The sequence below is a fragment of the Lapidilactobacillus salsurivasis genome, assembly GCF_054785215.1.
The window spans coordinates 175,356-193,109 of sequence record NZ_BAAABI010000005.1 but is presented as its reverse complement, the minus strand read 5'-3'; the positions used below and the strand labels follow the sequence as shown (position 1 = coordinate 193,109).

13 protein-coding genes, 27 tRNA genes and 1 rRNA gene are annotated in these 17,754 nt (G+C 50.0%); 39 read left to right on the top strand and 2 right to left on the bottom strand.

Annotated elements, in window-relative coordinates; all coding sequences use genetic code 11:
- Positions 1-9: 9 nt before the first annotated feature.
- The 17 genes from rrf to ACYVSB_RS08090 all read left to right on the top strand — a co-directional run bounded on the left by rrf (position 10) and on the right by ACYVSB_RS08090 (position 1,559).
- Positions 10-126 (top strand): 5S ribosomal RNA (rrf, locus tag ACYVSB_RS08170).
- A gap of 5 nt (positions 127-131) precedes the next feature.
- Positions 132-204, top strand: a tRNA-Val gene (locus tag ACYVSB_RS08165).
- A 2-nt stretch (positions 205-206) separates the two neighbouring features.
- Positions 207-279: transfer RNA gene (locus tag ACYVSB_RS08160), tRNA-Lys, on the top strand.
- Positions 280-296: 17 nt separating this feature from the next.
- Positions 297-379 (top strand) — tRNA-Leu (locus tag ACYVSB_RS08155).
- A 44-nt stretch (positions 380-423) separates the two neighbouring features.
- Positions 424-496, top strand: a tRNA-Thr gene (locus tag ACYVSB_RS08150).
- Between the two features lie 4 nt (positions 497-500).
- Positions 501-572: transfer RNA gene (locus ACYVSB_RS08145), tRNA-Gly, on the top strand.
- Between the two features lie 13 nt (positions 573-585).
- Positions 586-671 (top strand) — tRNA-Leu (locus ACYVSB_RS08140).
- 12 nt (positions 672-683) lie between these two features.
- Positions 684-757: transfer RNA gene (locus ACYVSB_RS08135), tRNA-Arg, on the top strand.
- Between the two features lie 5 nt (positions 758-762).
- A tRNA-Pro gene (locus tag ACYVSB_RS08130) sits at positions 763-836 on the top strand.
- A 29-nt stretch (positions 837-865) separates the two neighbouring features.
- A tRNA-Met gene (locus tag ACYVSB_RS08125) sits at positions 866-939 on the top strand.
- Positions 940-946: 7 nt separating this feature from the next.
- A tRNA-Ile gene (locus tag ACYVSB_RS08120) sits at positions 947-1,020 on the top strand.
- A gap of 37 nt (positions 1,021-1,057) precedes the next feature.
- Positions 1,058-1,131: transfer RNA gene (locus tag ACYVSB_RS08115), tRNA-Met, on the top strand.
- Between the two features lie 3 nt (positions 1,132-1,134).
- A tRNA-Asp gene (locus tag ACYVSB_RS08110) sits at positions 1,135-1,207 on the top strand.
- Between the two features lie 6 nt (positions 1,208-1,213).
- Positions 1,214-1,286 (top strand) — tRNA-Phe (locus ACYVSB_RS08105).
- A gap of 22 nt (positions 1,287-1,308) precedes the next feature.
- Positions 1,309-1,379 (top strand) — tRNA-Gly (locus tag ACYVSB_RS08100).
- A 16-nt stretch (positions 1,380-1,395) separates the two neighbouring features.
- A tRNA-Ile gene (locus tag ACYVSB_RS08095) sits at positions 1,396-1,469 on the top strand.
- Between the two features lie 2 nt (positions 1,470-1,471).
- A tRNA-Ser gene (locus tag ACYVSB_RS08090) sits at positions 1,472-1,559 on the top strand.
- A 177-nt stretch (positions 1,560-1,736) separates the two neighbouring features.
- On the opposite strand, the gene ACYVSB_RS08085 is transcribed toward ACYVSB_RS08090, so the two are convergent.
- Positions 1,737-3,101 carry an Mbeg1-like protein gene (locus ACYVSB_RS08085; RefSeq protein WP_461219062.1) on the bottom strand — a complete coding sequence of 455 codons (1,365 nt, stop codon included), beginning with the start codon at positions 3,099-3,101 and terminating at the stop codon, positions 1,737-1,739.
- 360 nt (positions 3,102-3,461) lie between these two features.
- On the opposite strand from ACYVSB_RS08085, the gene ACYVSB_RS08080 reads away from it, so the two are divergent.
- The 7 genes from ACYVSB_RS08080 to ACYVSB_RS08050 all read left to right on the top strand — a co-directional run bounded on the left by ACYVSB_RS08080 (position 3,462) and on the right by ACYVSB_RS08050 (position 9,304).
- Positions 3,462-5,000, top strand: coding sequence for an ABC transporter permease/substrate-binding protein (locus tag ACYVSB_RS08080; RefSeq protein WP_461219061.1), 1,539 nt, complete (start codon positions 3,462-3,464; stop codon positions 4,998-5,000).
- Position 5,001: 1 nt separating this feature from the next.
- On the top strand, positions 5,002-5,964 hold the full coding sequence (locus ACYVSB_RS08075; protein ID WP_461219060.1) for an ABC transporter ATP-binding protein: 963 nt from the start codon (positions 5,002-5,004) through the stop codon (positions 5,962-5,964).
- Positions 5,965-6,092: 128 nt separating this feature from the next.
- Entirely contained in the window at positions 6,093-6,371 is a 279-nt protein-coding gene (locus ACYVSB_RS08070) for a hypothetical protein (RefSeq protein WP_461219059.1), read from the top strand.
- 6 nt (positions 6,372-6,377) lie between these two features.
- On the top strand, positions 6,378-6,761 hold the full coding sequence (locus ACYVSB_RS08065; protein ID WP_461219058.1) for a hypothetical protein: 384 nt from the start codon (positions 6,378-6,380) through the stop codon (positions 6,759-6,761).
- A gap of 95 nt (positions 6,762-6,856) precedes the next feature.
- Positions 6,857-7,444: a peptidylprolyl isomerase gene (locus ACYVSB_RS08060; protein ID WP_461219057.1), complete on the top strand. Its 588-nt coding sequence runs from the start codon at positions 6,857-6,859 to the stop codon at positions 7,442-7,444.
- Positions 7,445-7,676: 232 nt separating this feature from the next.
- Entirely contained in the window at positions 7,677-8,435 is a 759-nt protein-coding gene (locus tag ACYVSB_RS08055) for a carboxymuconolactone decarboxylase family protein (protein WP_461219056.1), read from the top strand.
- 191 nt (positions 8,436-8,626) lie between these two features.
- Positions 8,627-9,304: a DUF554 domain-containing protein gene (locus tag ACYVSB_RS08050; protein ID WP_125597886.1), complete on the top strand. Its 678-nt coding sequence runs from the start codon at positions 8,627-8,629 to the stop codon at positions 9,302-9,304.
- Here ACYVSB_RS08050 and ACYVSB_RS08045 read toward each other — a convergent pair.
- Complete coding sequence (locus ACYVSB_RS08045; protein WP_125597889.1) at positions 9,301-10,026, bottom strand: GntR family transcriptional regulator; 726 nt, start codon at positions 10,024-10,026, stop codon at positions 9,301-9,303. The genes ACYVSB_RS08050 and ACYVSB_RS08045 overlap by 4 nt on opposite strands.
- 259 nt (positions 10,027-10,285) lie before the next feature.
- Here ACYVSB_RS08045 and ACYVSB_RS08040 point away from each other — a divergent pair, with 259 nt between their 5' ends.
- The 15 genes from ACYVSB_RS08040 to ACYVSB_RS07970 all read left to right on the top strand — a co-directional run bounded on the left by ACYVSB_RS08040 (position 10,286) and on the right by ACYVSB_RS07970 (position 17,397).
- A complete protein-coding gene (locus ACYVSB_RS08040) occupies positions 10,286-12,001 on the top strand; it encodes a class I mannose-6-phosphate isomerase (RefSeq protein WP_461219055.1) in 1,716 nt (571 codons plus the stop codon).
- A gap of 18 nt (positions 12,002-12,019) precedes the next feature.
- The gene (locus ACYVSB_RS08035) at positions 12,020-12,967 is read left to right on the top strand and encodes an ROK family protein (protein WP_461219054.1); all 948 of its coding nucleotides are present in this window, start codon (positions 12,020-12,022) and stop codon (positions 12,965-12,967) included.
- The gene (locus ACYVSB_RS08030; RefSeq protein ID WP_461219053.1) at positions 12,964-15,375 is read left to right on the top strand and encodes a glycoside hydrolase family 38 N-terminal domain-containing protein; all 2,412 of its coding nucleotides are present in this window, start codon (positions 12,964-12,966) and stop codon (positions 15,373-15,375) included. Before ACYVSB_RS08035 ends, ACYVSB_RS08030 begins: the two co-directional genes overlap by 4 nt.
- Before the next feature lie 171 nt (positions 15,376-15,546).
- Positions 15,547-15,903, top strand: coding sequence for a hypothetical protein (locus ACYVSB_RS08025; RefSeq protein WP_461219052.1), 357 nt, complete (start codon positions 15,547-15,549; stop codon positions 15,901-15,903).
- A gap of 478 nt (positions 15,904-16,381) precedes the next feature.
- Positions 16,382-16,453 (top strand) — tRNA-Glu (locus ACYVSB_RS08020).
- Positions 16,454-16,481: 28 nt separating this feature from the next.
- Positions 16,482-16,571: transfer RNA gene (locus ACYVSB_RS08015), tRNA-Ser, on the top strand.
- Positions 16,572-16,591: 20 nt separating this feature from the next.
- Positions 16,592-16,665: transfer RNA gene (locus ACYVSB_RS08010), tRNA-Met, on the top strand.
- 3 nt (positions 16,666-16,668) lie between these two features.
- A tRNA-Asp gene (locus ACYVSB_RS08005) sits at positions 16,669-16,741 on the top strand.
- A 6-nt stretch (positions 16,742-16,747) separates the two neighbouring features.
- A tRNA-Phe gene (locus ACYVSB_RS08000) sits at positions 16,748-16,820 on the top strand.
- 5 nt (positions 16,821-16,825) lie between these two features.
- Positions 16,826-16,906 (top strand) — tRNA-Tyr (locus tag ACYVSB_RS07995).
- 5 nt (positions 16,907-16,911) lie between these two features.
- A tRNA-Trp gene (locus ACYVSB_RS07990) sits at positions 16,912-16,982 on the top strand.
- Positions 16,983-16,996: 14 nt separating this feature from the next.
- A tRNA-His gene (locus ACYVSB_RS07985) sits at positions 16,997-17,069 on the top strand.
- Positions 17,070-17,076: 7 nt separating this feature from the next.
- Positions 17,077-17,148 (top strand) — tRNA-Gln (locus ACYVSB_RS07980).
- Between the two features lie 65 nt (positions 17,149-17,213).
- A tRNA-Cys gene (locus ACYVSB_RS07975) sits at positions 17,214-17,284 on the top strand.
- Positions 17,285-17,313: 29 nt separating this feature from the next.
- A tRNA-Leu gene (locus ACYVSB_RS07970) sits at positions 17,314-17,397 on the top strand.
- The last annotated feature ends 357 nt before the right edge of the window (positions 17,398-17,754 follow it).

The following is a 17,754-nucleotide window of genomic DNA, read 5'->3' as shown; positions in this document are numbered from 1 at the left end:
AGTAAAGAGTGTGGTGGCGATAGCAAGAAGGATACACCTGTTCCCTTGCCGAACACAGAAGTTAAGCTTTTTAGCGCCGAAAGTAGTTGGTGGGAGACTGCCTGCGAGGATAGGGCGTTGCCACGCTAAATGGAGGTTTAGCTCAGCTGGGAGAGCGTCTGCCTTACAAGCAGAGGGTCACAGGTTCGAGCCCTGTAACCTCCATTGAGTCGTTAGCTCAGTTGGTAGAGCATCTGACTTTTAATCAGAGGGTCGACAGTTCGAGCCTGTCACGACTCATCGTTGGCCCCAACCACGCGGGTGTGGCGGAATTGGCAGACGCGCTAGATTTAGGTTCTAGTGTCCAATGGACGTATGGGTTCAAGTCCCTTCACCCGTATTAAGCGGAGCGCCAACGGCGCGAGAAAAGAGAAAAACCAAGATGCCGACTTAGCTCAGTTGGTAGAGCATCTGATTTGTAATCAGAGGGTCGGGCGTTCAAATCGTCTAGTCGGCATAATGCGGAAGTAGTTCAGTGGTAGAACATCACCTTGCCATGGTGGGGGTCGCGGGTTCGAATCCCGTCTTCCGCTTTCATTATAAGACGCCGGGGTGGCGGAACTGGCAGACGCACAGGACTTAAAATCCTGCGGAGAGTGATCTCCGTATCGGTTCGATTCCGATTCTCGGCATTATAATGAAATGCACCCATAGCGCAACTGGATAGAGTGTCTGACTACGAATCAGAAGGTTGTAGGTTCGACTCCTACTGGGTGCATAGTTCGGGAAGTAGCTCAGCTTGGTAGAGCACCTGGTTTGGGACCAGGGGGTCGCAGGTTCGAATCCTGTCTTCCCGATTGATTGTAATTTCAATCATTTTTTTCATGGCGGTGTAGCTCAGCTGGCTAGAGCGTCCGGTTCATACCCGGGAGGTCGGGGGTTCGATCCCCTTCGCCGCTATATACTTGGACCTTTAGCTCAGTTGGTTAGAGCAGACGGCTCATAACCGTCCGGTCGTAGGTTCGAGTCCTACAAGGTCCATCGGTTTCGATGGAATAGCCTTGTAATTTAATGTTATCGCGGGATGGAGCAGTCTGGTAGCTCGTCGGGCTCATAACCCGAAGGTCGCAAGTTCAAATCTTGCTCCCGCAATATGGTCCCATGGTGTAGGGGTTATCACGCCTGCCTGTCACGCAGGAGATCACCGGTTCAAATCCGGTTGGGACCGTAAGTTGGCTCGGTAGCTCAGTTGGTAGAGCAATGGATTGAAGCTCCATGTGTCGGCGGTTCGATTCCGTCCCGCGCCATGATCATTCAAATTTTAGCGTTGCGGGTGTAGTTTAGTGGTAAAACCACAGCCTTCCAAGCTGTTGTCGCGAGTCCGATTCTCGTCACCCGCTTTGAACCATCATCAATGGGCCTATAGCTCAGCTGGTTAGAGCGCACGCCTGATAAGCGTGAGGTCGATGGTTCGAGTCCATTTAGGCCCATTGGGGAAGTACTCAAGTGGCTGAAGAGGCGCCCCTGCTAAGGGTGTAGGTTGCGAAAGCGGCGCGAGGGTTCAAATCCCTCCTTCTCCGTTTTAACACACTTGGTTCGGAAAAAAAGATCCTGTGAAAACAGGGTCTTTTTTTGTGTGGATTATGAAATTATCCCCTGGCGAACAGGCGTCTGCGTCGCGCTGGGCCACTACCTGAGAGGGTGTGGGTAGGCGGTAATCATCGTTGTCTGAGCTTATTGGGGTCAAGAATTTTGGGTCAGGATTTGGGCTTGCTATCAGGACCACCAAGTTGGCCTTGATCCAGTTCGTGACGCCGTTTTAACAGGCGATCGAGGGTGCTGCGAATGGTGGTATTGGCCGAGGTTAGTTTCTCTGGCCGTTTTAATTCGATCTGGCGTCCTTTTAGGCGTAACTGTTGGAGTTTTGCACTGGCTTGATCGTGGAAGGCACTGTTTTCGGTACGTTCACGTAACTCTGACCAGTTGTCTTTCAAGGCCGTGCTGGCGGTTTGGATCACGGGATTGGCCTCACCCTTGGCCTGAAGCTGCTTCACGTTGTCCGTTAACGCTGCGGTGACTAGCGCATCAACTAATTTGTCGGTCACGAATTTCCATTTGGCTTGGACTTCGGGATCGGATTGGCCCACTTCTTTACGAACCAGACGGAGCGCGCCGGTCCAATCGTTTTGCAAGGCGTCGATTTGGCGATAGTCACTGTTCTTGATGATCGCGTAAGCGGAGTCTAGAAATTCTTGCTTGGTGGCATCGTCCAAGGCGGCCAACCAATGACTCATTGTCCGCTGGGTATATTGGGAGAAACGTCCGGTCGAAGTCAGCACCGCGAAATGATCCCCCTGGACTGTCCAGGTATAAGGATCATGTTGGCGAAAGCCGCTGCCCGTGCTGGTGATAACTTGATAATCCGTGCCGGGCTCCAGAAGAAGGCCGATAATTGAGGCTTGGGGAATGAACTTGCGAATTTTCGTGGCTAGGCGCGTGGGAATCTTGGTTTTGACACCTGGGCCATCTGCGCTGTAGACACTTTCTACCCGGATCTGTTCCACTGGCGCCAGTTGGGTTAGCACGTAAACCGCCAGATTACCGCCTTTTGAATGACCACCTAGGAAATAATTACCGGGATGATGTTTCATGATGCGTTTCGTGTAATGCAACGCGCTACGTTGGGAAGGAATCGCCGCCAAAAAAGTCATATTCAGATCTTCCTTCCAATCAATCAAGGTTGCTGTTGTCCCGCGGTAAGCAATATAATGGAGCTGAGGATTCAGGTCAAACGTGACCGCGCTGAATTTCTGTTCCTTAGCGACATCGATCTTGGCCACCCAATCGTGCCAACTGAGCTGGCCGAAGCGGCGGCTATTGATCAATTGAGCCAAGAGTTCTTGATTTCCCGCCGGGTTCCAGGTGTTTTTGACGAGGGCCGGGATCAGTTCCGGGTGTTCCCGTAATTGAGACAGATTATTTAACTGGGCCTTTTTTAGGAGGCCAAAATCTAAATAGGCCAGTTGGGCGAGGATCACCCCATCTAGATCATTGAACCACTGTTCGTTCAACGTTTTCTGACCATAAGCTCGAACGTAATCAACCATATTCGCATTTGCCATTTAGATTCCTTCTTTCTCGTCGGGGCTTGTCGGTGCCTGATTGTGCTGTGCTCTTTTGCAAGTCAGCTCAGGCGCTTGATTTGTTTTGCTTTGTGGCCCAACTTAAAAAATCAAGCGGTTGCCTTAGTTTACCACGAAATGAAGCGAACCAGAAGCGCATGATTTTTTAACCTGTCCACTGGGGGCAGTGGGGCAGTGTGGCGAACTTTGAGCATTGGCCTACAAGCCTTTTTGTTGAGTCAAGAAATCGCTTATGACAAGATATAAATATGTCCCAGTCGTGGCAAGTTGTCCACTCGGTGAATGTGTGTTCAGGCGCCTTGTTGGGCACGCGGGAAAGTTAATAGAGGGAGTTTATTTATGAATAATTTCGTTAATACCTTGGTTGAGCGTAAGGGTGAGCTCCTCAATGATACTTTGCAACATATTACGATCTCGTTAAGCGCCTTGCTATTGGCCATGGCGATCGCGATTCCGCTGGCAATCTTGGTTGTCCATCACAAAAAAGTTGGCGAGGTCCTGTTACAAGTGACCGGGGTCTTGCAAACAATTCCTTCACTGGCGTTATTGGGTTTGCTGATTCCCATCGTGGGCATCGGTTCAGTACCAGCTTTGATTGCCTTGGTGGTTTACGCGCTGTTGCCGATTTTCCAAAATACATATGTGGGTTTGGCTGAGATCGATCCAGCCATTGAAGAGGCTGCGGTTGCCTTCGGGATGTCGCGAATACGGCGCCTGATCAAAGTGGAGATCCCCATCGCTTTGCCCATTATTATTTCCGGGATCCGTAGCGCCTTGGTCCTGATCATCGGCACCGCGACTTTGGCGGCCCTGGTTGGCGGTGGTGGCCTGGGGAATTTGATTCTTCTAGGAATCGATCGCAATAATACTGCCTTGACCTTGATCGGGGCGCTGGCCTCGGCCTTGTTGGCGATTATTTTCAGCGCGCTGATCAATCTGTTACAGAAGGCTAAGCCGCGCGTTACCGGTCTTGTTTTAGTGGCGTTGATTTGTAGTATCGGCGGCTACAGCGTTTATCAAAAGCAGGCAGCTAATCAAGAAACCATCACGATCGCAGGTAAATTAGGCGCGGAGCCGGATATTCTGATCAATATGTATGCGCAATTGATCGAGGCAGCCGATCCCCAAGCCCACGTGGTGTTGAAATCGAATTTTGGTAAAACCAGCTTCTTGTTCAACGCCTTGAAAAGTGGGCAAATTGATATTTATCCTGAGTTTACGGGTACGGTTCTGGATAGTTTGGTCAAGGTTCCCCAAACGGTCGATAAAAGCAAATTGACCGCTAACGAGACTTATCAGGAGGCCAACAAATTGCTGGCCAAGCAGGCGCAACTGCGCTTATTAGCGCCAATGGCTTATCAGAATACTTATGCCTTAGCCGTCAAGCAAACTTTTGCGACGAAGCATGGGTTGCAGACGATTTCCGATTTGCAGCAAGTTTTGCCACAAATCAAGGCGGGTTTCACGCTGGAGTTTATTGATCGCGCCGATGGGTACAAGGGCGTCAAAGCTAAGTACGGGTTGACTTTTCCTAGCGTTCAAGGGATGGAACCTTCTTTGCGTTATGAGGCCATCAATCAAAATAAAATCAATTTGATCGACGCTTATTCCACAGATAGCGAGTTGGCGCGCTATGGTTTAGTCGTTTTGCAGGATGATCGCCAGCTCTTCCCCGATTATCGGGGGGCACCGCTAATGAGTCAAGCTTTCGCCCAGAAGCACCCACAAATCGTCACCGCGTTGAATCAGTTGGCTGGGAAAATTTCCGCCGCGGAAATGACCGCAATGAATTATCAAGTCAACGTGAAGAGGAAATCGGCGGCCAGCGTCGCCCAGAACTATTTGGTCAAACACGGCCTGCTAAAGGGGGATCAGTAGGATGAGCACAATCATAGAATTTAAGAACGTCAGTAAGGCTTATCCCGATCAACCGACGATTTTGGCAGGACTGAATCTCAAAATCCAAAAAGGTGAAATTTTCGTCTTGGTGGGTCCTTCAGGTAGTGGCAAGACCACCTCTTTGAAAATGATCAACGGCCTGATCCAACCAACCACCGGAACAATCGATTTTGCGGGGCGGCCAATGGCGAGTTATGATCTCCGTAAACTACGCTGGCAAATCGGGTATGTGTTACAACAGATCGCCTTGTTTCCAACCATGACGGTCCGCCAGAATATCAGCGTGATTCCAGAAATGTTAGGTTGGAAACGCACCCGTCAAGATCAAGAAGTCGTTCGTTTGCTAAAAATGGTCGATTTGGATCCGGACCAGTATCAAGATCGCTATCCTCGCGAATTATCAGGCGGCGAGCAACAACGGATCGGGATTTTGCGGGCCTTGATTGCTGAACCTGAAGTTATTCTCATGGATGAACCCTTCAGCGCGTTGGATCCGATTTCCCGAACCTCGTTGCAGGATCTTGTTCTGCGTCTTCACCAGGAGTTACAAACAACGATTGTTTTCGTGACCCACGACATGAGGGAGGCCTTGAAATTGGCGGATCGGGTCGGCGTTATCCATCAAGGCGAATTATTACAGGTAGGAACACCGCAAGAAATCGTGGAGCATCCTGCCACCGCCTTTGTTGGAAGCTTCTTTGAAGGCGAGACTGGTAGCGATCCGCATGATTTTCAGGTGGCGGATTTGATCGCCGCGGGAAAATATAGTGTTGATCTATTCCAGACTGACCTGCCCGTGGTCACACCGACCGTTCCGGCACAAACACTGTTCGAATTATTGACCCGCTATGAGATGCTCCAGGTCAATGATCAAACTGGCCAAGTTTTGGGCAGCTTGAGTCGGCAAGATGTTTTTGATTTTCTGAGTGATCGGTTTGCTTGATTGCTGGTGAGGTGAGCGCAACCGGCTTCTATTCATGCCTTTTCGCTTAATTGCAGGTGTAGTGGGTGTTGCGCGTAAGCGCAACCGGCTGGGACTGCTGATGCGGACTGGAACGTGGTGGGCGTCGTTTGAAGCCAATTCCAAAAGCGGGAATTGTCTTCAAATCGAGCCTTGTCCTAAGCGTCAAAGCCGCCAAGGACAATTTCACCACTGAGCCGCGCAGTCCCAGCCGGTTGCTGGGCAGAATCGAGCCGATCTGCAATCGGAGTTGGGTATCTGACGAAGTGCTTTGGCAAGTAAGAGGTCAAACAATTGCCCGTTTTTTGGTGGTACGGCAATGCCAACCGATTCGGATTAGGAGGTCGAGATATTTTGCGCGGACTGAACATCTTTACTTGTTTCCGTAACAATCCTTGGTTGGAAAACGACCGATTCAGCATAGTCATCAAAAACTTGCGTCAGTTCATCAAGCAGACTGCACTGGTGTCACCAATTTAAAGCTGGTGACCACTAACCATGGCCGTCATTTGCGTGGTTCCCCATCAATTGACGATAGCTTGCCAGACGGCGTGAGTGCTCAAACGGCTGTTAAAACGTTGAGCGGCTGGAGCGGAGAAATTCGGGGTGAGATCGCCGTGAAATTGTCCTTGGCGGTTTACCGCTTAGGACAAGGCCTGATTTTGAGACAAGCCGCGCACTTTGCGGATTGGCTCAAAACAGCGCCCACAGCGAGCTCACCCCGAATTTCGCAGCGCAAGCTGCGTTCAACCTACTTTTGTCTGCACCACCAACGCTAAGCACTGTAAGCCGCGGTCAAAAAGTTAACTGAGGGTCGCTTCTGACCGCAAATTGTATTAAACTATGATTATCAAGCAAATTATTGGAGGCAATTATGACGTACCCACAATTAGATCTGGCCCACGCGACTGGAAGCAAGGCAACCCTGGTTACTAACCATGGCACAATCGAAATTCAATTATTTGATGAACTGGCGCCCAAGACCGTCAAAAATTTCATTGAATTGGCCCAAAAGAAATATTATGACGGTATTATTTTCCATCGGGTCATTCCCGATTTCATGATTCAAGGCGGTGATCCCACTGGTACCGGCGCTGGCGGTGAAAGCATTTACGGCGGCGAATTTGAGGACGAGTTCTCTAATGAACTTTTCAATTTGACCGGCGCCTTGTCCATGGCTAATGCTGGTCCCAACACCAATGGCAGTCAATTCTTTATTGTCTCTAACGCGAATATGCCGAAGCGGATGTTACAAAGTATGCAGGATGCTGACTATCCTGAAGAAATCATTGCCGCATACAAACAAGGTGGAACACCTTGGCTGGATCATCGTCACACTGTTTTCGGTCAAGTAACCGCGGGGATGCCAGTTGTTCAAGAAATTTCTCGAGTGGCACGCAATGGCCAGGATCGGCCTAACGAAGATGTGGTCATTGAGTCGTTGACGATTACAGCTGCCTAGCGTCATTTGGTAAAATTTGTTCATTAAGTATCATAAAAGCTTGATTGTCGATCAATAATCAGGCTTTTTTGTTAGCGTGGGTTGACGGTTCTGGTGTTGGGGACTTGGGTCAACGAGCCAATCGATTTATTCGCCGCAGAAATCAGTGCATTGGCGAATATTCGTTATTCATAAGGGAAACAGTCCTGGCGATTGCTGGGATGGGTCGAACGATGAAAGGGAGCACAAGCGAATGCAAAATGAATTAGTTCAACAAATTTCTGTGATTGATCGTGATTTGGCACAATTGGTAACCCCATGGCTAGATGACCAGGTCAAAAGTGGCGCGGCGCACTTAACGGCGGATCGGGTTCTCATTCCCTTGGTGGCGTTCACCGTGCAGGGGCAAACCGATTTAGTGGCTGCGCAAACTTGGTTGGCGCGGCAGGCGCAGATCTCACCAGAGAAAATCGTTGAGTTGATTTATCAACTAGTGCCGGTGGTGGGACTGCCTAAGGTCTTGGCAACGCTGAATGTGATCCATCAAGTTTTTCGGGCGAACCAGGTCACGGTTAAGGCAGGGGCAGCGGTGCAGCCAGATGATTATGGCGCTCAGGTCCAAAGCGAGCTGTACGGTAATGAAATCAAAACCCTTTTGGCTGAATTGCCGGAAGGTGCCGGGGATTATATCAGCAACGCGTTGACCCAACACTTTTTTAATGATTTTTATTGTCGGGGCTTTCTTACCGTGGCGGAACGGGAGAAATTTGAATTGTTGGCTTTGATTACGTTGAATGTTGACTTTCAAGTTCGGGCCCACGCTCGCGGAAGCTTGAAGGCCGGCAACAGTGAAGCGGAGCTGGTGTGGTCCGTGATTCAATTGTTGCCTTACATTGGTTTTCCTTTGGTGATCAATAGTGTGCGCCAGATTCATCAAGCGGCGGTTACCTTACAGACAGAGGCCGCGGCGGAAACGAACCCGACGGCCTCCGGAGCGGCTGATGAGCACTAGCCGGCAGTTGAGCTCCAAAGCTAACCGTGCTAACATAGCTAGCCAAACTAACCCAGGTGCGCCCTTAGGACTTACCAACGTTCTGACGCCGTTAGCGCGTTCGATCGTTGGTGGGATCACGGGGTTATTTGGGATCGAGATCATCAAACTAAGTGGCGCAGGCTTGTCGTGCCAAATGGAGGAATTTAATAATGTGGGGAACGCTCTTTAATGTAGGCATGATTCTGGTGGGCAGTTTTGTCGGGACTTTTTTCAAGAAGGGGCTACGGCCAGAATTTCACGAAATTCTTATGCAGGCGCTGGGACTGGCCGCGGTGGGGTTGGGAATCAATGCGGTTGTCCAACAACTTCCGCGGAGTAAATATCCGGTTTTATTCATTGTTAGTTTGGCGGTGGGCGGTGTTTTTGGGCAATGGTTAGATATTGAGAACCGTTTCGATCGCACGGTGCGCCGGTATAGCAAAAGCGATCTGGCCACCGGCTTATCGACGGCGATTCTCTTGTTCTGCATGGGGTCTTTGGCCATTGTCGGTCCAATCGAAGCGGCGTTGAAGCAGGATTATACGCTCCTGTTGACAAATGGGATGCTGGACGGGATCACCTCCATGGTCCTGGCGGCAACCTATGGCATTGGCATCGCCAGCGTGGCCGCGGTGGTCTTTGTCTGGCAGGGCAGTATTTATCTGTTGGCGCTGTTGTTGCGTAGTGCGATCGATCAGACCTTGTTGACAGAGATCATGATTGTCGGGGGCTTGTTGATTTTCGCCTCGGGGCTGAGTATTCTCAAAATCAAACAATTCAAAACCATGAATTTGTTGCCAGCGCTTTTGATCCCACCGCTGATTCTGGCGATCTTACGGCTCTTTTAACGTTGTTGGGTGAAATCGATCGCATATTTGTATTGTGATCCGATATAAAAGCATTCACTATATTCGTAATAATCAACCAGCGGATTGTTGACGATCCGCGCCCGTTTAAGCACGGGCTTTTTTTGTGGGATCATCAGGATCTGCGCGACTTTCTTGCTGGGTTCGATGGCTTCAACGATCTCGCGAACATGCTTGATCCGAATGCCCAAAGTGGCGAGATAATCGTAGAAGGAGTGTTGGTAAGTGCTGGCCTCTAAGGATAGCAAGGGGTTGAATTTAAGATAAGTCTTGAAGTATGCAAAGGCCTTCCCCTGAGCGCCGCGCACCCGTTCGATCATGATGATTTGGTCGCCGACTCCGACCTGTAAGTAGTTGCTCAATTTGTAGTCGGCAAAACCCAAGCGCACATTGACTTGGAGCGTTTCGATATCGATCCCGACTTCCTTCATTTCGTTGGTGAAGCTCTTGTAGGAGGTGTAGTGGGTGGCGATCCGCTCATCAAAAGTACTCACAAAGCTGCCTTTAGCGCGCTGACGGACGATCAGATTATCCTTGACTAATTCATCAATGGCCTTACGAACCGTGATGCGACTGACGTGGTAGTGATCGCACAGGGCAAATTCAGTGGGGATCCGTTGCCCGGGTCGCCAGGTTCCCGTTTGAATTTGTTGACGCAAGTCTTGAGATATTTGCAGGTATAAGGGAAGTTGTTTATCAGTCATTGATTGGCCTCCAGCCGCAGTCGATTTAGTGAGCAAAGTGATGATCGATGCAAAAAGCTGATCCAAATTTAAGCCAGCTGTCGGTGTTGATCGCCACCTAATTGTTGATGCTTGATTCAACTTCATCGCTTTTTATTGTATATAACAATAGGGCTAGATGCAAGCCGGATAAGCCATTGAAATGTACAAAATCCGCTATTGTTAACGGATACAACTGCCCCTATACTAAGGTCAGTAGCAAGCTAAGGAGGAATTGTCATTGTATGATGCGACCCCAATTTTTAAAGTGAAAAAAGAGCTGCCAGTTTATGGCAACCTTGCTCAAATAGTCGCGGAGCTTAGCAAAAAAACCGCTGCGGTGATTGCCTTTGATTGTTACCCGGGCGTCGATCAGCGTCAGTTGGGTCAATTGTTGACGCAGTTGCCTGCTGAACGCGTGCTCGCTACCGATGAGGTTTTCTTGGACCCAGCGGCTTTGACGGCTAAGCTGCAGCCGACGCTAACGGACGATGAACTGTTCGGTCAGTTTCATGATTATGATTTGGCGGAACTGATCGAACCACAAAAATTGCGGCAACTTCAAGCTGACGTGGCCGCCAGTACAGGCCGAACGGTGGTCTATGGTGTCGGCGCCGCCAGTTTGATCGCGGCGGATCTGGTGGTCTATGTCAGTCTCACCCGCTGGCAACTTCAGGGGCGCTACCGTGCAGGCCAGGCCAACTGGCACAGTGATAATACCCATGATTCGTGGAATCGCAAGATCAAGCGGGGCTACTTCTTCGACTGGCCGCTAGGGGATGCGTTGAAAGCAAAAGCGTTTCGCCAATTTGATTATTTGTTAGATTTGAATGATCCGCAGCAATTTCGGATGGTGGCGGCGCCTGATTACTTGGCGATGATGGCCGAACTGGCCCAGCGACCTTTTCGCTTGAAACCTTATTTCGCACCGAGTGTTTGGGGTGGCCATTGGCTTCAAGAGAATTTCGGGGTCGAACCGGACGCGCCAAACTTGGGGTGGGGGTTTGACGGGGTGCCCGAAGAGAATAGTTTGTTGCTCCAAGTGGGAACGACCGTGTTGGAAGTGCCAGCGCAAGACCTCGTGATGTTGGAACCGCGAGCGCTTTTGGGTGAGAAAACATATGGTCGTTACGGAGAGAGTTTTCCGATCCGCTTCGATTATTTGGATACGGTGGGCGGTGGTAATCTGAGTTTGCAGGTCCATCCTACCGCTGCGTACGCCTATCAACAATTTAAACTGCCTTACACGCAAGACGAAAGTTATTACATTATGGCGGCCGCACCGCAAGCACAAGTGATTCTAGGCGTGCAAACTGGCGTTGATCCTGCCGAGCTGGCGGCGGCCTTGACGACGGCGCAAACAACCCAGGAATTTGCTGCTGAGAAATTTGTTAATTTTTTGCCAGTCAAAGCCCATGATCATTTCCTGATCCCAGCCGGGACGATTCATTGCAGCGGCGCGGAAACAGTGGTTTTAGAAATCAGCGCGACCCCAAATCGGTTTTCCTTTAAGTTATGGGATTGGCATCGGCTTGATCTGGATGGTCGTCCGCGGCCGATCAATATTCAAAGAGGTATGGCCAATTTGGATTTTAGCCGTGACACGAACGAAGTGACGCAGCATTTGGTCAATCAAATCAAGCCTTTACGGCAAACCCCGGGTCATCGGCAAGAAGAGACGGGGTTAGCGCCTAGTGAAGCCATCAGAACCATTCGCGATTGTTTCGATCGGCCCATCACGTTGACGACCAATGGCGATGTCGTGATGGCCTGTCTGGTTGCTGGTGAGGAAATTAGTCTGGCACCGGCTACAGCAATGTCGGCCAGCGAGGCGTGGTTGCAGCTCCACTATGGAGAAACGGTGATTATTCCTGCTAGCGTCGGCGCTTTCCGTGTCTTCCCCAGTGGACCAAGTCAGGGTCAGGAAGTCACGCTGCTATCAGCGCAGATCAGGTGAGGAGGCACAATTGACCAGATGGAAAAAGTGAAATTGATGTTTGACGTCGGGGGCACCATCACTAAAAGTGGCGTCTTCACTGGCACGGGTGACAATCTCTTGCCTGAATTGATTTACACGCCGACCGCGGCCGATTGTTCAGGTCCGCAGTTTGTTGCAGAAATGGTTCAGCAGTGTCTGAACTTGGTTGCGAAATTACCTGAACCGGTGCTGATTTGTGCGGTGGGTTGGGCGTTTCCAGGGCCCTTTGATTATCAACGGGGAATCAGCCAGATGCACGGACTGCATAAATTCGAGCAGCTTGCTGGTTATGATCTGGCGACAACTTTCAAAAAAAGTCTGAGTGCAACGGAACTGAATTTGTTGCCAGATTGGTCGCTGTTTTTCGCCAATGATGCGTTGAGCTTCGCCTTTGGTGAGGCGGCCCTGCACGATCATGAGCGTTGTGGTGGTTACTTCACGATTGGAACGGGTTTGGGTTCTGCCTTTCTAAAAGCGGGGCAACAACTTCAAGCTTGCGGACGCTTGCCAAAATCAGGCATGATTTTCGGAGAACCTTTTGGTGAGAGTACGATTGACGAACAACTGTCCGGACGAGGGCTGGTCCAGCTTTGCCAGCGCCAGGGGATCACGGCTGAATTGCCGCAAGTAACCGCAGCCGCCGCGTTAGGAGATCCGGCCAGTTTGGCCGTTTTAGCGGAGTTTGGTCAGCGATTAGGGTTAGGGTTGGGTCCCTACTTAGTCGAGTTGGCCGTCGATGAAGTTGTTTTTGGCGGCCAGGTCAGTCGTGGGTTCCGCTACTTTGAATCGAGTTTCAGACAAACATTGGCACGGCAAGGAATCAGTCCTGAAATCAGGGCCAGTCTTGATACGTCGCTGCGGACGATCCAAGGCTTAAACTATTTGGCAACTAGGTCAACAATGACCACAAAATCAGCATCGAGTGAAAATGGAGGATTTTCATGAAAAAGTTATATCTGATCAATCATTCCCATACGGACATTGGTTATACTGCTGTTCAAGAATTAATCATGCAGTGCCATGTGGACTATATTATTCAGGCCATCGACATTGTGAGTGCCGAGTTGGCGGAAAAGGGGCATTGCGATTTCGTGTGGACTTGCGAGAATTATTGGCAAGTGAAGAATTTCCGCGAAAACGCCACGCCAGAACAGATCGAACTGTTTGAGCGTTACGTTGAGGCTGGTTACATTGATTTTAGTAGCAATTATTTGAATTTGAACGAATTGGTCGACCCCGATATCCTCAGTGATTGCTTAGCAGCGGCCCATCAGTATAGTCAGCGCTTCTCCCGGCCGATCGATTCAGCGATGACCGCTGACATCAACGGATTCTCGTGGGGATACGCCCATGCCTTGGCCAAGAACGGCATTGACAATCTCTTTACCTGTATCCACGCTCATCACGGCATGTACCCCTTGTTCAAGAGCCAGATCCCGTTTTGGTGGGAAGCGCCTACCAGGGAGAAAGTGCTGGTCTGGAATGGGGAACATTATCAAATCGGGAATGAAACCTATTTGATGCCCAACGCGCAGATGAGTTATCAGATTGAAGATGAGTATGCTGGGGATCTCAGCACGCCTCAATTGGAAGTGGCGAAGAAACGGATTTTTGGGTATTTCGAGGAGTTGGCCCAATCTGATTATCCATATGATTTCGTGCCCATGATGATTTCTGGATTCATGTCAGATAATGCTGGCCCAGATCGTGATATTGTTGAATCCATCGCGGAATGGAACGCGGAATACGGCGATGAGATCACGGTTGAGATGATCGGACTGAACCAATTCTTTGAAGTCTTACGGCAGACTGATCTCAGTCAGATTCCAACTTATCGTGGGGACTGGAACGACTGGTGGGCAGAAGGTGTTGGCTCGACACCAGCGGCTACCAAGATTTATAAAGGGGCCGTCCGGAATTATCGCCTGCTGCAAGATTTGACCGATGAGAAGACGGTCAAGGGTCCACTGGCCCAAGCTGCCCGGGACGATTTGATGCTCTTTGCGGAGCACACCTGGGGGTATAGCTCCTCGGCCTCGGAACCTTGGAACACGCTGGTCAATGAGTTAGAATATCGGAAATTCTCCTATGCGGCCAACGCCAGTACGGAAATTGATCGGGCGCTGATTGCCTATCTGATGAAGCATGATGATTACGCGATGCCGAAAGCCAATCGTCCGCAATTTTATCGGGTGATCAATCCCTATGACCGTACTGTCACCCAAAACGTGACCCTCTTGATGGAGGCGTGGGAACATTTCGGCAAGCGGCGGATCATGCCCAACTTGATGCCTTACGTGGAAGCCTATGATCGGGAAACCAATGAAGTGCTTCCTTGTCAGGTCATGATCACGGCCCGGGCTTACGAAATTGAGCTAGTGGTGACCCTCGCGCCGAAACAGGTCAAACAGATCGGCTTGCGTTTGCGGGAGACGCCCAATCTGCCGCCGCGTTATCGCCCAGCGCTGAAAGGTGCCGAAAACGTCAAAGACATTGTTTATCCTGGCTTGATCGACGATTCGACGGTCGAAACAAAATATTTTACCGTTAAATTGAACAATGACGTGGGCTTGGCCCAGATCATTTATCGCCCAACTGGTGAAGATATCATCGATCATCAGGCTGCCCATCCACTTTTCCAAGGCATTTACGAGAAGACCACGATTCAAACCGATCCGTGTATGGAACGACGCCGGATGGGACGTAACCGCAAAGGTAAAGAAGCGCAACGCTGGAACAGCCAGATCACGGATATTCGAATCTTGGAACGGGGTCCTGTTTTCACCGAGGTTGCCATTGATTGCCAATTAGCCGGCACGCAAATTTTCAGTTACGTCTTACGGATCTATCAAGACCTTGCCAAAATCACTTGTATGCTGCGGATTCAAAAAGACAGTGTCTGGGATCCTGAGAACCTTTACTTTGCCTTGCCGCTTAAATTGGCCGGTGAGCGTTACTTCAAGAAGTCCGGCAGCTTGATGCGACCAGGAATCGATCAGCTACCAGGCACCAATACCGAGTTTTACCTGCTGGATACGGGGATCCTCTATCGCGATCAAGCGGGAACTGGGTTGGCAATTTCTCTGAAAGATGCGCCGTTGGTGACACTTGGTGACTTGGCTCATCATCCGATCCATCTTTGTGATGAACAGTCCCGTGCTAAAAACCAAGCCGACTTATATTCATGGGTGATGAATAATTTCTGGGAAACCAACTTCAAGGTCGATCTCTCCGGCTTTTATGAATTTGCCTATAGCCTAACCATGGCTTCGGCGGTGCCTGATATGGCGACTTGGGATCAACATTTGAAAGAAGAAGACCAGGGCTTGATTGCGATCCAAGTCGATTTCTAGCACGATTCTGATTTGAAGCTAAGTCTGACCTGAACGCGCAGCTTAGCCAACCCTGGCACGCCCATTTCGTAAGTGGGGGACTCCGACTAAGGATGGATTGCCTTTTGGTGCAATGGTGTTATCCTCAAGATGGTTAGCGCTTGATTAGCGCGACGATCGGAGGTTGGTTTTATGTATCAGGCAGTCTTGGTTTACAATAGCGATCCGTTATTACGCGGTAAAATCGGTCAAGCATTGATTCAGCGAGATAGCAACGTGGCGCATTATCAGGCGCTGTTAGACCGGCAGGCGCGTCAAGCACAAGCGCCTTGGCAGTTTGAGTTGGATCAAACCGACGGGGATATTGCCGCATTACTGGCCCACGGTTACGATGCGATCATCTGTTTGCCCGGCTTGCAACATCGCTTGGTTTATCCGGATGGTGAACCACGAATCTATTTCTTAGACAATGTTGAATTTCGCGCCGATGAACTTGACTTGGTCTGGGCCCGGCTGCAAATTCTCCAACAAAAAACAATTGACGAGTAACGCGCAACCATGCGTTCGTCACGATAAACGCGTAACATTAAACGGATATCAATCAGTGAGTATCAATATAAACGCGCAACATTGAATTTGGAGCAGTGGGTCCACAACAAGTTAATGACTAAATAGCGTGACGGGACCGGCAAAATCCTGGTGGCTTCAACCCCACTGATTAGATCGCCGGCTAACCGTGGCGCTATTTGTTGTCCTGGCGTTCTGGACAGGAGGAAGGTTGGGCTGCCCCCCTGAAGTGAGAAAAAAGTTATTGTCAACTGAATTTTTTTGCAAGTAGGTTCACGCCAAAGTGGACCTAAATCCAATTAGGCCGGGATTTGAAAACACTTTTAGAAAAAATGGTTTTGGCGTTGACAAACGCTCGATTTTCCTTTATCATAGTTTAAGTCGTCTGGTGCTACGGCGTAACGTTCGGCTTTTAGTTTTAGGACGGATGACGTACCTGAATCAGATTTGACCAGCGTATGGCCCCTTGGTCAAGTGGTTAAGACACCGCCCTTTCACGGCGGTAACATGGGTTCAAATCCCGTAGGGGTCATTAACAAAATATTTGTTATTTTCAGCATGGAGGATTACCCAAGTCCGGCTGAAGGGAACGGTCTTGAAAACCGTCAGGCGGGTCATACCGCGCGTGGGTTCGAATCCCACATCCTCCTTTTTCCAAATTTAATATTATCGCGGGATGGAGCAGTCTGGTAGCTCGTCGGGCTCATAACCCGAAGGTCGCAAGTTCAAATCTTGCTCCCGCAATATGGTCCCATGGTGTAGGGGTTATCACGCCTGCCTGTCACGCAGGAGATCACCGGTTCAAATCCGGTTGGGACCGTAAGTTGGCTCGGTAGCTCAGTTGGTAGAGCAATGGATTGAAGCTCCATGTGTCGGCGGTTCGATTCCGTCCCGCGCCATTTATGGAGGAGTAGCGAAGTGGCTAAACGCGGCGGACTGTAAATCCGCTCCTTCGGGTTCGGTGGTTCGAATCCACTCTCCTCCATTTTTAGGGATATAGTTTAAAGGTAGAACTACGGTCTCCAAAACCGTCAGTGTGGGTTCAATTCCTACTATCCCTGTTTACCTTATTATGGCGGTATTGGTGAAGTGGTTAACACACCGGTTTGTGGCACCGGCACACGTGGGTTCGATCCCCACATACCGCCCTTTTATTGGGTTATAGCCAAGCGGTAAGGCAACGGACTTTGACTCCGTTATGCGCTGGTTCGAATCCAGCTAACCCAATTCCAATTTTTCAAAATTGGTTATTGACTTCTCAAGAGTCAACGTGTAATATATTTAAATGTTGTGGCGGTATAGCCAAGTGGTAAGGCAGAGGTCTGCAAAACCTTCATCACCGGTTCAAATCCGGTTACCGCCTTTGGGCAACTGCCACAATATGAACACCATGCCGGTGTGGCGGAATAGGCAGACGCGCTGGACTCAAAATCCAGTGTCCGCGAGGACGTATCGGTTCGACCCCGATCACCGGTATATTGTAGCTTTTATCTGTGCAAGACAGTGCAGGTGCCTGATGAAGAACGTTGAGAAATCAACGTTCTTTTTTTGTTTGACGACGCGTAAAGCGAAGGCGATTGAATTGGGCTAGCGCCTGATTAGGCCTGATGACCCCGTTAGGCAGGAGCATCGGAGGCATGGGCAACAAAATCGGTTCGTATCTATCGAAATTGATAACCGTGACTGTAAGAGTTGGATAAACTCTTACAGTCACGGTTTTTTGTGGTCCGCAACAGGCCACGCTGGTGGGCAAAGAGATGCGGACATTTTTAGTGATGAGACTCTGCAGAAGAAGTTGCGAATGCAGTCGGCGGCGAATCACCGGTATTAATT